A 12859-nucleotide genomic window follows, 5' to 3' on the forward strand; every position below is an offset into this window, starting at 1 on the left:
TTAACGCGGTGTGGGGCCAAGTACACAAGCCGTGCTCCACCCGGTGCAGTCACCGAAACCATGAAGGAGTTGGCTGGTCGATCTCCTCGTCTTGTAGATTCGAACGAATGGCGGGGGTCAGTAACCTCACCGCAATACCCAGTTTTCACCCGCACCAACGAAAGAGATCGGCGGCGACGAGATGCGGCTGCGCGCACTGCTGGAGACCGACGCGCTGGGCCTGCGGCTGCTCGGCGGCGAGGACGAGCTGGACCGGTCCGTCCGCGGCGTGATGACCACCGACCTGCGGGATCCCAGCCGCTATCTGTCGGGCGGCGAGCTGGTCCTGACGGGCCTGGCCTGGCGCCGGGACGCGACGGACTCGGAACCGTTCGTACGGATCCTGGCGGGCGCCGGGGTCGCCGGGCTCGCGGCGGGCGAGGCGGAGCTCGGCGAGATCCCGGGCGATCTGATCGAGGCGTGCGAGCGGCATCACCTGCCGCTCTTCGCCGTCCATGAGACCGTCGCGTTCGCAACGATCACCGAGTACGTGGTGCGCCAGGTCTCCGGGGAGCGTGCGGGCGATCTGGCCGCGGTCGTGGACCGGCACCGCAGGCTCATGACCTCGGGCCCGGCGGGCGGAGGGCCCGAGGTGGTCCTCGATCTGCTCGGATCCGACCTCGACCTGCACGCCTGGGTGCTCTCCCCCACCGGTCGGCAGATCGCGGGCGCCGGTGACGCACCGCTGGCCGGACCGGTCGGCGCGACGCTCGCCGGCCACCACCTGGCCGCCACCCGCACCGGCCGCCGGGCCCCGCACCGGGCCATGGTCGGCGGCACCACGTATTCGCTCTTCCCGATCCGGAACGCCGGGCGGGGCACCGCCCCCGCCTCCCGCGATGTGCGTGAGTCGGTGCTCTCCGACTGGCTGCTCGCGGTCGAGGCGGACGCGAGCGACTGGCCGCCCGCCCGGCTGGATCTGCTCCAGGGCGTCACCCAGCTGATCGCGGTCGAACGGGACCGGCGCGACGCGGCCCGTACGGTACGCCGCAGGCTCGCCCAGGAAGTCCTCGAACTGGTCCAGACGGGCGCCCCGCCGGCCGAGATCGCCGCCAGGCTGCGGGTCGCCGCCCCGGTACTGCTCCCGGGTCTCGGGACCGCGCCGCACTGGCAGGTCGTGGTGGCGCGGGTCGAATGGGGTGTCGCGGAGGGCTCCGCCGCCGTCGCTGGCGGCCCGGTCGCCCAGGCGCTGCTGGAGGAAATCCTGGTCGACCCCGCGGTCACCGGCCCCGACTCCGCGGACCGGATCGCGGTCGCCCACACGGGCGACGAGGCCGTCGCCCTCGTGCCCCTGCCCGCCCTCACCGCGCCCGCACCGGCCCACGACTCCGGCCCGGACACGGCGCCCGCCGAGGCCTCCGCCGACGAGGATCCCGCGCTGCACGCCGACGTGCTGCTCGCCGCCGTCCGCGAACCGCTCTCCGCCGGCCTCGCCGACGACGGTCGGCTGACACTGGGTGTCAGCGCAGCGGTGCACTCCCCCGAGGGTCTGCGCGGCGCCCTGGAGGAGGCCCGGCACGCCCGCCGGGTGGCGGCGGCACGCCCCGGCAGGGTCTGCGCGGCCGGGCACCACGAGCTGGCCTCGCATGTACTGCTGCTGCCATTCGTCCCCGACGACGTGCGCCGCGCGTTCACCGCACGGCTGCTCGACCCGCTGCGCGACTACGACCGGCGCCATCGCGCGGAGCTGATCCCGACGCTGGAGGCGTTCCTGGACTGCGACGGTTCCTGGACCCGTTGCGCGTCCCGGCTCCATCTGCACGTCAACACGTTGCGCTACCGGGTCGGGCGAATCGAGCAGTTGACGGGGCGTGACCTTTCGCGCCTGGAGGACAAGCTCGATTTCTTCCTCGCCCTGCGTATGAGCTGACTTCCGGGCCCTGCCACGGCTCTCGGCGGGTCCGGGTGTTTGTGAAATCTTTCACCTGACATTGACCCGACCCCTTGGCCCGGCGTGCCATTCCGTGCTGAGATGCGGCCAGACTCAACAGCTCAATGGCGCGCTCGGGGAGGGCAATGTGGCGCATACCGCCATGTCTGGTTCCGGAACGACAGCAGATGACGATCCGCCGCTCCAGACAGCGGTATGGCGGCTGCGATCACGCGCCTGCTGGACGGACGCCGCCGCGCTGCTGGAGCACGACGCCGCCACCGATCCGGCAGCGGCACTCCAGCGCACCGCTCTGCTGACCGAGCGGTGCCTGTACACCGGCAGGGCTGGACCGACGCCGAGGACGCCCTGCGCACCGCCGAGGCGCTGGCCCACGACGACGCCGAACGCGGCGCAGCCGCCTGTGAGCGTGGCCATCTGGCCTACGCGTCGACGCTTCTCGGCGTACGGGACCGGGCCGACGAGGCCAGCGTCGCCCTGAGCCGGGCCGCCGCGCTGCTCGCCCCGTCAGCGCCGGGACGTCCGCTGCTGGACTTCCGCCGGGGCCTGATCGCGCAGAACATCGCCGACTCGCCTCAGGCCGCGCGTGCCGCGTACCGCAGGGCCCACGCCGGCGCCACCGCCCAGGGCGATGCGCTGCTGCTCTCCTCGACCTGGCGCCATCTCGCCCTGCTCGCCCTGCGCGAGGGCGAACTGGCGGAGGCGCGCCACGGTTTCGCCGAATCCCTGCGGATAAGGGAGGAGCTGGGCTATCTGATCGGTACGGCTCCGGCCCTCATCGCGCTGGCGGACTCCGAGCCGGAGCCGGAGGCGGCGACCCGGCTGCGCGCCGAGGCGGGCCGGCTCTTCCGGCTGCTCGGGGGCGTTCCGACATGGCTGGCTCCGCACCTGGACCCGCCGCCCCCGGAGACGGCCGAGGCGAACTGAGCCCCGGAGGGCCGGTGTGACGTCAGCTCTCGGCGCCGTTGAAGTGTTCCCGTACGAGCGACTGCACGACGGTCAGGTCCTGGGCGATGAGCGCGTCGAGCAGGGCGGTGTGCTCGGCGGCGTCGGCGAGCAGGTCGGCGCGGCGGGTGGCGGGGGTGTTTCCCAGGGGCCATTGGGCGCGGCGGTGCAGGTCGTCGGCGACCATCACCAACTGCTCGTTGCCGCAGAGCCCGAGGACCGCGCCGTGGAAGGCCCGGTCGGACTCGGCGTAACTCGCCCGGTCGCCCACTGCGGCCGCCGCAACCGTGGCTTCGGCCAGCGGGCGCAGGGCGCACCAGCGGGCCGGTGGGACGGTGCGGGCCAGCCGCAGCATGACAGGGACCTCGATCAGGGCCCGTACCTCGGCCAGCTCGGCCAGCTCGCGCGGGCCCCGCTGGGACACCCGGAAACCGCGGTTCGGTACGACCTCGACGGCGCCCTCGATGGCCAGCTGCTGCATCGCCTCGCGCACGGGAGTCGCGGAGACCCCGAAGCGGGCACCGAGAGCCGGTGCGGAGTAGACCTGCCCCGGAACCAGCTGACCGTCGACCAGCGCGGCGCGCAGGGCGTCGAGGATCTGGCCGCGCACGGAGTGCCGCTGCACCGCCGGCCGCGGAGCGGGCAGCGGCTCGCTGTGGGTGTGCTCGCCACGTACCTGCTCGGGCACGCGTACGGACGCAGGGGTCGTCGCGGACGCGGCGGACGCGTACGGCGGTCGCGCCTGCTCACGCGCTCTGCCCTGCTCCACTCGGACCTCCTCGGCCTGCCGTGGGCGCGGCTCGCGTGCGCCATGCCCCTCTGCACGATAGGCGGCGCGGGCCGCAGTTCAAACATCGATCCATTCGGGTAAGGTAAGGCTTACCTGCAAAACGATCGTGATTCGGTGGGCCCTGCATGACACTCGCCACCCTGCTTCCCGGTACCACCGCGTCCGCCGTGACGGGCGCGTACGCACGCCTGGCCGAGGTCTTCCCCGGGCTCCGCGCAGAGGTGCTGGAGGACGGCGAGGCCGCCCCTCGAGGTGCCGGCTGGGTGGGTGCGGACGAGCTCGCGGCGGGTGGTGCCTCGCTCGACGCCTTCCTCGCCTGGGACCACGCGCAGGTGCTGCGGGACTACGGTCAGCAGCCCCGGCCCGATGTGGTCGCCAGCTTCGGGCTGCACCGGTACGCCTGGCCCGCCTGCCTGCTGGTGACGGTGCCGTGGTTCCTGCACCGGCGGGTGCCCCGGATCCCCGTCGGGGATGTGGCGTTCCAGCGGGCGCTGGGCCATCTGACCGTCCGCATAAGGGAATTCGCCTGCCTTCCGGACGATCCGGCGGCCGGACTGCCGGGCGCCCGGGTGGTCCCGGACGAGGCAGCGCTGCGGGCCGAGGTACTCGCCGCCGTGGCCGACCACATCGGTCCGGTGCTGGACGGCTTCGGCCCGCGGATGCGGCGCGGCAGGCGGGCGTTGTGGGGCATGGCGACGGACGAGGTCGTCGAGGGCCTCTGGTACATCGCCCACCTGCTCGGCGAGGAGCGGCGCGCGATGACCGAGCTGGAGGCGCTCCTGCCGGGCACCACGAAGCCGTACGTCGGCGCGGCGGGCTTCCGTGAACTGACCGGGCCGAACGGCGAGTCGCTGCCCACCCGCGACCGCGCGAGCTGCTGTCTCTTCTACACGCTGCGCCCCGAGGACACCTGCGTCACCTGCCCGCGCACCTGTGACGCCGAGCGGGTACGGAAACTGACGCCCACTCATTGATCCACACCGCTCGTACGAGTAGTACTATTCGAACGCAGATCACTGGCCGCGTACGGATATTCGATCAGATCCTGGCTATCCGTATGCCCTGCCAACCCAATGGCGTTCTCTTGCCCCGAAACCCCCTGAGCGTGACGGGGTTTCGGCAATTATGGCGCCCGAAATGCCCTACGCGACACAAGGGACCGCGCATGAGACTGACCGACATATCGCTGAATTGGCTGCTTCCGGGCGCCGTACTGCTCGTGGGGGTCCTGGCGGCGGTGGCGGTGGTCGCACGCGGCAAGCGCGCCGCTGACAATTCCGCGGCCGACGACAGCTGGGAGCGCAGCGAGGAGCGTCGCAGGCGTAAGGAGACGCTGTATGCCTCCGCCTCGTACGTCCTGCTGTTCTGCTGCGCGGCGGTCGCTGCCGCCCTCTCCTTCCATGGGCTCGTCGGCTTCGGCGAGCAGAACCTCGGCCTCTCCGGGGGCTGGGAGTATCTCGTTCCGTTCGGCCTCGACGGGGCCGCGATGTTCTGTTCCGTACTCGCGGTGCGCGAGGCCAGCCACGGTGACGCGGCGCTCGGATCGCGGCTGCTCGTCTGGACGTTCGCCGGCGCGGCCGCCTGGTTCAACTGGGTGCACGCGCCGCGCGGTATCGACCACGCGGGCGCCCCGCACTTCTTCGCGGGGATGTCGCTCTCGGCAGCTGTGCTCTTCGACCGGGCACTGAAGCAGACCCGCCGGGCCGCGCTGCGCGAACAGGGCCTGGTGCCCCGTCCGCTGCCGCAGATCCGGATCGTAAGGTGGCTGCGCGCCCCCCGGGAGACCTTCGGCGCCTGGTCGCTGATGCTGCTGGAGGGCGTACGCACCCTGGACGAAGCGGTCGACGAGGTACGTGAGGACCGGCGGGAGAAGGAGCAGAACCGTCTCCGCAGGAAGGACCAGGAGAAGCTGGACAGGGCCCACATCAGGGCGCTGAACCGGCAGAACCGGGCCTGGCGCAGGGTCGGCCGGGGTGGCACCCAGGTGGACGTTCAAGCCATCGCCCCCGCGCCGGGCTCCGCGCATTCCGTCGTGGAGCCCGCCATATCCGAGCCGGGACAACTGCCCTTGCGCCCCCGGCCGTCCCTGCAGGCCGTGACGGGTCCGAGCTCCAGCGCCTCGGACCGGAAGTCCAATGATCCGGTCACCGTCGACCTCACCGCCGAGGACGACACCCAGGCACTGCCCCGGCTCGATTCGCTGGAGCGGAAGCTGAAGGACCTGGAGCAGCAGTTCGGCTGATCCGTCACAAAAAAGCCCTGATGGTCCGGTCCCTTCCGGACTCTCAGGGCTTTTCGCCGTCCAGCTCGAACCAGACGACCTTGCCCAGCGCGTGTGCGCTGACCCCCCAGGCGTCCGCGAGGCTCTGCACCAGGATCAGCCCTCGGCCATGCGTACCGTCGTCGGCGTTCGGTACGTACGACAAGGGCATTCCGGATACGAAGTCCCGAACCTCCACCCGCAGTTTCGCGGGTGCCACGCTCACCGTGACGACCGCGCCGTGCCTCGTATGGATCAGCGCATTGGTCACCAGCTCGCTGAGCAGGAGCTCCGCCACCTCGGCCGGCTCGGTCCGCCACCGGTATCGCAGGAACTCCCGCAACGCACACCGCACTTCGCTCACGGCCGCCAGATCTGTGTGGGCCAGTCTGCGACGCAGCCGGACCGGCTGCTGCCCCTGTGCACCTGACTCGTGCGCCGCCCCGCCTGCCATGGATTCGGCATCTCCCTGACGCTCCATCGTTTCCCCCGCCCGCACAGTGAATCGCCTCCTTCTCGACTTCTCGATTTCTCGTCGTCTGGGGATGCATGCCCCACAGGCGGGCCGCCACGCTTGTCGACTCATCAATAAGTGAACAGAGAACGGGCGGCACGGCCCAGAGCGGCGGACACATGGATGTCACATTTCCGCCTCCCCGGTTAACTCCCAAAAAATTCACACCGGTTGACGTTGACGGGACCATGTCTACGCGCGTCATCATGGTGGCTATGCGAATCCCCCCACGGATCACCACGCTCGGTGGCGCTGCCGCCCTCCTGTCCGTCCTCTTCATCGGCGGCCCGGTCCCCACGACCGCAACGGCCGCCACCACCTCGGTCGGCAGCATCTGTTACTCGGCGCTGCCTGCCCAGGCGCACGACACCCTCGAACTGATCGACACGGGCGGCCCGTTCCCCTACTCGCAGGACGGTGCCGTGTTCCAGAACCGTGAAGGCGTCCTGCCGAGCCAGAGCACCGGCTACTACCACGAGTACACGGTCATCACCCCCGGCTCCCCCACCCGGGGCGCGCGTCGGATCGTCACGGGTGAAGAGGTGCAGGAGGACTACTACACCAGCGACCACTACGCCACGTTCGACCTGATCGACCAGGGCTGCTGAAGCCCACTCTCCGAGCCGGTCCGCGCCGTAGCCCCCCACCTGCGGCGCGGATCACGGACCACTGGAAGCGGCCCCACTTGTACCCTCCCCACATGACCGTGACCTATGTGATCGACGGCTCCCGGGTCACCGGCCTGGAGCAGTTCTGGAATGTGATCGGCGAGGCCGTGAACGGCCCGGGCGGATACTTCGGCCGCAACTTCGATGCCCTCGCGGACTGTCTCAGCGGCGGGATGGGCACTCCGGACGACGGTGACTTCGTCTTCGAGTGGCGTAACCACGCCCTCTCGGCACGGGCCCTGGGCCATGCGGAGACGGCGCGGCAGCTGCGGCGGAGCCTGGACCGGGCCCACCCCAGCAACCGGGCGGCGCTCCGCCACCGGCTCGACGAGGCCCTCGCGGGGCGCGGACCGACGCTCTTCGAGCAGCTCGTGGAGATCCTGTCGAACGACGGGCCGGGCACCTTGCGGCTTTCGTGAGCCCCGGGCCGTGTCCGGAGGACGCGGCCCGGAGGACGGCACCGGCCGGCCGAGCGGGTCATCACTCGGCCGGCCGATACCGTGGGGGTTGTAGGGATCAGAACTCGGTGGTGACCTTGGCGCCGTCGAACTGCTCGGTGCCGTAGAGGCTGATGAAGTGGTAGCCCGGCGCCGGGTTGTTGACGGTCAGGGTGTGCTCGTTGCCCGCGCCGACGGACTTGTCGGTGTAGACCTTGGTGGTCGCCCACTCCTGCGAGCTGTAGTAGAGGTCGGCGTCACCCGTGCCACCGGAGGCGGTGATCTTCAGCTGGGTGGTGCCGGCCGGGATGAGGACGGCCAGGTAGGCGTAGTCGCCCTTGACGGCCTTCAGCCCGCTGCGCATGCAGTTCCGGCCCAGCATCCTGGTGTCGGCGTCCTTGCACTCGGTGATCTCACCGGGCGGGTTGGTGGACCCGCTGCCGCAGGCGCCGGCCGCGCAGGCGGCCAGCCAGGTGTTCCAGTCGGCGTCGTAACGGCTGCCGATGGTCGACGTGAGCAGGGTGCGGGCGCCGTCCCAGTCGCCCTTGCGGTAGAGGCCGAGCAGGGTGTCGACGTCAGAACGATGGGATTCGAGCATGTAACGGACGGCCAGGTAGCCCCAGTTGTACACGCGGGTCTGGTCGGCGTTGTCGTAGGTGGTGTCGAACAGGGTGCGCAGGGTGTAGGTGCGGTTCGCGGCCTGGGCGATGGCGGCCTGGTAGTCGAGCTTGCGGTACGAGTAGGAGACGAACTCCGCGAAGCCCTCGACCCACCAGACGGTCGGCGTGGTCATTCCGGCGGCGAAGTCGCCGTACATGTCGAAGCGACCGTCGAGGTAGTGCGTGTACTCGTGGTTGAGGTTCCAGATCTGGAAGTCGGGGCGGGCCCACTCGGCCTCGTAGGCGATGAACCGGGGCTGGTTACCCTCGGCCTTGGGGTCGCCCTCCAGGTACATGCCGCCGTTGTTGGTGTCGATGCCGAAGATCACTCCGGCGTAGGTCTGGTAGTCGGTGCTGGAGTCGAAGGCCACGACCTCGATGGTCTTGTTGTTGTCGTCGGCGACCGCCCCGTTGTCCCGGGCCACCTCGTGGAAGTAGGCGTCCTGGTTGCGCAGGCTGGTGCAGCTGGCTTCGAGTTCCTCCGCGGTCATGTCCTGCGCCCGGATGGTGATGCTGTCGCTACAGGTGTGCTTCACCGGCAGGACGGCCTTCTCGAGACGCTCAGCGAGGTCACAGGCGCCGTAGGCCGCGCAGTTGTCCTTGTCGTAGGCGTCGACCATCTTGGCCAGATTGACCCAGAGCGAGGCGGTGGGGCCGTCGATGGAGCTCTTGCCCATCAGGTCGATCGCGAGCGGGCTCGCCTTGGCGCGCAGCGAGTCCTCCTTCAGGAAGCGGCCGAGCTCGAGTCCTGCGTTGGAGGCCAGGAACGACTGCTTGGTGCCCAGCATGTCGAGGTGGTTCGCGGCGAAGTCGTGCAGGGAGTTCAGCACGCTGGAGTCGGCCTCGATGGCGCTGATGAACTCGGGCACCTGGTGACCGCGGAACATGACCGTGTACACGCTGTTCACGGCGTTGACCATGTACCAGGAGCTGTTGTACGAAGCGTCGTAGCCGGCCAGCATCCGCTTGACGATGTTCAGGTAGCGGGCGTTCTCCTCGGCGCTGTCGATCAGGATGATCGCCTCGGACAGGCTCTCGCCGTTGGCGTCGGTGACGTCGAAGGCGTGCGAGGATCCGAAGAAGCCGTCGAGCGCGCCCTGAATGGCCGTGCGCAGGCGCGGCCCGTACTGTCCGACGGTGTCGGGGTCGTAGTACTGCACGTAGTAGCCGGCCCGGAGGAAGAGGACCAGCTGGGGCATGCCGGTGCTGCCGTCACCGGGGTAGGAGGCCGACGCGTCGCGCATCGCATCGGCGATGGTGACCATCTGGTCCTCGCGGAAGGCGTTGTAGCCGTCCTGGCCCTTGAGACGGAACAGCGTGTTGACGCAGTCGGTGGTCGCCGCCTTGACCTTCTCGACCAGGGCGCTTCCGGTGTTGTTGGTGAAATCGGTGGTGTTGCACTCGGCCACAGCCTTGCCGGACCTCTTGGCGAGGGCCCGCTTCTCGGCCTTCATCGAAGGTGCTATGTGGCTCGGAAGCGAGGTGGCCGGGTCGTCGTAGTCCCGCTTGAGCGCGTCCTTGGACGCGGACAGCGGCGGCTGGTCAGCGGCCTTGAGCGACTTGCGTTCGACGTGAGCGGCATCGTCGGCGGGTGCCGTCAGCGCCTCGGCAGTGGGGCCGCCGGGGTCCTCGGTCCGCGTTTCCGCCCGTTCCTGAGCGGCGCCCGAGAAGTGGGGGGCCGCGGCCGACGCGGCGGGGCGTTGCTCCACGGCCTGGCTCGGTGCCGTGAACAGGCCCACGCCCAGGCATGCTGCCAGGACCGCAGTGGACAATCCGGTTATTCTCTGTCGAACCCTAAGGTTCTTCACGTGCCGCCTCCCAGCGGAGTGGTGACCGCGCGACGGGGCGCAGTTGTGGGGGAATGCAAGAGGTCGGCGCCGGACCAGGTCTGAACTGCACTCACGACGTGACATGAGCACGGCACCTTTTCCCTTGCGCGCTGTACAATGGCACATGTCACATGTTCTTTGGAACCCCTCTCGCGCACATTCATCCGCGCGACAACTTCTCGTGACAGCGCGGGATATGACATGCGGCCCTGAACACACCGGCGGCCACCACCGGTTTCCCGACCACCGCACCACCGTGTCCGCTGGAGAGCCGGAGTTCCGGCCCCGACCCCGGTCCCACAGAGCCCCGAGGAGCAATGCCCGTGTCCCGTTCCTTCTCCGCGCCCCGCACCGGCAGCCACGATCTGCCGGTGTCACCCGCCCTGGACGCCTTCATGGGCACTGGTTGGGCCAAGTCCCCGCTGCCGACGGACCTTCGCGTCCCCTCCATCGACGCCACCCCCGCCCGCCGTGCACGGCTAGCCGCCCGCTTCCCGGGCGAGCGCCTGGTCATCCCGGCAGGCGCGCTCACGGTCCGCTCCAACGACACGGACTATCGCTTCCGTCCGCACACCGGCTACGCCTGGCTCACCGGCCTCACCGGCGAGGACCAGGCCGGACACGTCCTCGTCCTGGAACCCGACGGCGACGAGCGGCACGAGGCGGTGCTGTATCTGCGGCCTCGGTCACCTCGCACCGGCCGCGAGTTCTACCGCGACCGCAGATACGGGGAGTTCTGGGTCGGGCGCAGACCCGACCTGGAGGAAGCCGCCCGGATGACCGGCATCCGCTGTGCACACCTGGACGCCTGGGAGAAGCTGCTGACCGGGCCACAGCCACCGGTACGGGCGCTGGGAGGGGCGGACCCTGCCGTCGACGAACTACTGTGTTCCTGCCGCTCGTTCCAGCGCCGACGTTCGGCGCCGGCAGGACTGGAAGCAGTGCTCAGCGAGCTCCGACTGGTCAAGGACCCTTGGGAGACCGGCCAGTTGCAGCAAGCCGTCGATGCGACGGTGACAGGATTCGAGGATGTGGTGCGGAGCCTCCCGCAGGCGCTGCGGCACCCGCGCGGTGAGCGTTGGATCGAGGGCGTCTTCGATCTACGGGCCCGGCTGGAGGGGAACGGTCCGGGGTACTCCACGATAGCCGCAGCCGGGGCGCACGCCTGTGTCCTGCACTGGATCCGCAATGACGGCCCCCTGGAACGCGACCAGTTGCTGCTACTGGACGCCGGGGTGGAGACCGATTCGCTCTACACCGCCGACATCACCCGCACCCTGCCGCTGTCCGGCCGTTTCTCCCCCGCACAGCGCAGCGTCTACGAGCTGGTGCTCGCCGCGCAGGAAGCGGGCATCGCGGCCCTGCGCCCTGGGGCACGATTCCGTGACTTCCACCTGGCGGCCATGCGGGTCATCGCCGAAGGGCTGTACGGATGGGGCGTGTTGCAGATGTCCGCCGATGAGGCGCTCGACGCCGACAACGGCTTCTACCGCCGGTACACGCTCTGCAGCAGCGGTCACATGCTCGGCATGGACCTTCACGACTGTGCTCAGGCGCGCGCTGAGCGCTATCTGGACGGACGCCTGGAAGTCGGCCAGGTACTGACCGTGGAACCGGGGCTCTATCTCCAGCCCGACGACGAGACGCTGCCCCGGTCGCTGCGCGGGATCGGGGTGCGGATAGAGGACGACCTCGTGATCACGACCGACGGCGCACGCCTCATGTCGTCCGCACTGCCGCGCACTGCCGACGGAATCGAGGAGTGGATGGCCGCCCTGCTGGACGGTTGAACCGGACGGCCCATTCCACCGGCCGCCCCCGCGCGGAGGGCGGGGGCGGCCGGTGGAGGACGGAGTGCCGCTTGGGGCTCCGGAACGAAACCGGTGGCTCAGAGCCTGTCGGGTGACCCTCGATCGGATAGCGGACGCGGCCTGGTGCGCGCGATTCCAAGGCGGCGGGATGTCCTAGTAGCTCCGCTACTAGCACATTTCGGCAACGCGGGAAGCGTGCGTGCCAGGGCGTGGCCGCCCGATCAGAGGTCACCCGACAGGCTCTCAGGCCTCTGCGACCGGCAGCGACGCCCTGCTGACCCGGGTGCCTCCGGCGCCGACGTCGCCGCCGTCCTCCTCGGCCCATATCGACCTGACATGTGACATGTGGGCCAGCATGCAGGCCTCGGCGCGCTGGGCGTCACCGGCGATCACGAGGTCGAGCAGTTGGACATGCTCCTCGGCCGATACGGTCAGCTGCCCCGTTGCGTCAAGCCGGTTCAGCCCGAAGAGGCGCGATCGCTTGCGCAGGTTGCCGACTTCCTCCACCAGCCTGCGGTTGCCCGCCAGACCTAGCAGTTCGAGATGGAAGCGACGGTCGGCCTCCAGATAGCCGATGATGTCGTGCTCGGCGGCAGCAGCGACAATCGCCAGGGCAAGCGGCCGAAGTGCCTGCAGCTCCGTGACCTTGCCCATCCGGGCGATGCGGCCGACGGTGGGTACCTCGATCATGGCGCGGAGTTCGGTGAAGTCGTCGAGGTCCTGATCGGTCAACTCCGTTATCCGGAAGCCCTTGTTGCGAACCGCTTCGACCAGGCCCTCACGCGCCAGGTCGAGCATGGCCTCGCGGACCGGGGTGGCGGACACCCCGAATTCGGCAGCGAGCGCAGGCGCGGAGTAGATCATGCCCGGACGGAGGTCCCCGGCGATCAGGGCCGCCCTGAGGGCGTTCGCCACCTGGTCGCGCAAGTGTTCTTGCGCCGAGATGACATTGAGCGTCGACAGGCGGGCCATGTTTGTTCCTCCAACGCCGTGCGGGCCCTCAGAATACAATGTCA

The 12859-nt window shown here is 69.7% G+C and carries 10 protein-coding genes and 1 pseudogene; 7 read left to right on the plus strand and 4 right to left on the minus strand.

Going from position 1 to position 12859, the window contains the following annotated elements:
• Positions 1-181: 181 nt before the first annotated feature.
• Positions 182-1909, plus strand: a complete 1728-nt coding sequence (locus OG609_RS07740) for a PucR family transcriptional regulator (RefSeq protein ID WP_327272114.1) — start codon at positions 182-184, stop codon at positions 1907-1909.
• Positions 1910-2072: 163 nt separating this feature from the next.
• Positions 2073-2857: pseudogene (locus OG609_RS07745) on the plus strand (hypothetical protein).
• Between the two features lie 22 nt (positions 2858-2879).
• Here OG609_RS07745 and OG609_RS07750 read toward each other — a convergent pair.
• Entirely contained in the window at positions 2880-3644 is a 765-nt protein-coding gene (locus OG609_RS07750) for a GntR family transcriptional regulator (RefSeq protein WP_327272115.1), read from the minus strand.
• A 146-nt stretch (positions 3645-3790) separates the two neighbouring features.
• Between OG609_RS07750 and OG609_RS07755 the strand changes: the two genes are divergently transcribed.
• Positions 3791-4639 (plus strand): (2Fe-2S)-binding protein, encoded by an 849-nt coding sequence (locus OG609_RS07755; protein ID WP_327272116.1) that lies wholly within the window; start codon positions 3791-3793, stop codon positions 4637-4639.
• A 191-nt stretch (positions 4640-4830) separates the two neighbouring features.
• On the plus strand, positions 4831-5907 hold the full coding sequence (locus OG609_RS07760; protein WP_327272117.1) for a DUF2637 domain-containing protein: 1077 nt from the start codon (positions 4831-4833) through the stop codon (positions 5905-5907).
• A gap of 43 nt (positions 5908-5950) precedes the next feature.
• Here the strand turns inward: OG609_RS07760 and OG609_RS07765 are convergent, their stop codons facing one another.
• The gene (locus tag OG609_RS07765) at positions 5951-6313 is read right to left on the minus strand and encodes an ATP-binding protein (protein WP_327277970.1); all 363 of its coding nucleotides are present in this window, start codon (positions 6311-6313) and stop codon (positions 5951-5953) included.
• Between the two features lie 341 nt (positions 6314-6654).
• Between OG609_RS07765 and OG609_RS07770 the strand changes: the two genes are divergently transcribed.
• Positions 6655-7047: a ribonuclease domain-containing protein gene (locus tag OG609_RS07770; RefSeq protein WP_327272118.1), complete on the plus strand. Its 393-nt coding sequence runs from the start codon at positions 6655-6657 to the stop codon at positions 7045-7047.
• A 92-nt stretch (positions 7048-7139) separates the two neighbouring features.
• On the plus strand, positions 7140-7526 hold the full coding sequence (locus OG609_RS07775; protein WP_327272119.1) for a barstar family protein: 387 nt from the start codon (positions 7140-7142) through the stop codon (positions 7524-7526).
• 97 nt (positions 7527-7623) lie between these two features.
• On the opposite strand, the gene OG609_RS07780 is transcribed toward OG609_RS07775, so the two are convergent.
• Positions 7624-10011, minus strand: a complete 2388-nt coding sequence (locus OG609_RS07780; protein WP_442817948.1) for a M9 family metallopeptidase — start codon at positions 10009-10011, stop codon at positions 7624-7626.
• A gap of 338 nt (positions 10012-10349) precedes the next feature.
• On the opposite strand from OG609_RS07780, the gene OG609_RS07785 reads away from it, so the two are divergent.
• Positions 10350-11822 (plus strand): aminopeptidase P family protein, encoded by a 1473-nt coding sequence (locus tag OG609_RS07785; protein ID WP_327272121.1) that lies wholly within the window; start codon positions 10350-10352, stop codon positions 11820-11822.
• A gap of 264 nt (positions 11823-12086) precedes the next feature.
• Here the strand turns inward: OG609_RS07785 and OG609_RS07790 are convergent, their stop codons facing one another.
• The gene (locus OG609_RS07790) at positions 12087-12815 is read right to left on the minus strand and encodes a GntR family transcriptional regulator (protein WP_327272122.1); all 729 of its coding nucleotides are present in this window, start codon (positions 12813-12815) and stop codon (positions 12087-12089) included.
• Positions 12816-12859 lie beyond the last annotated feature (44 nt).

Origin of the sequence: Streptomyces sp. NBC_01224 (assembly GCF_036002945.1) — a bacterium.
GTDB lineage: Bacteria > Actinomycetota > Actinomycetes > Streptomycetales > Streptomycetaceae > Streptomyces.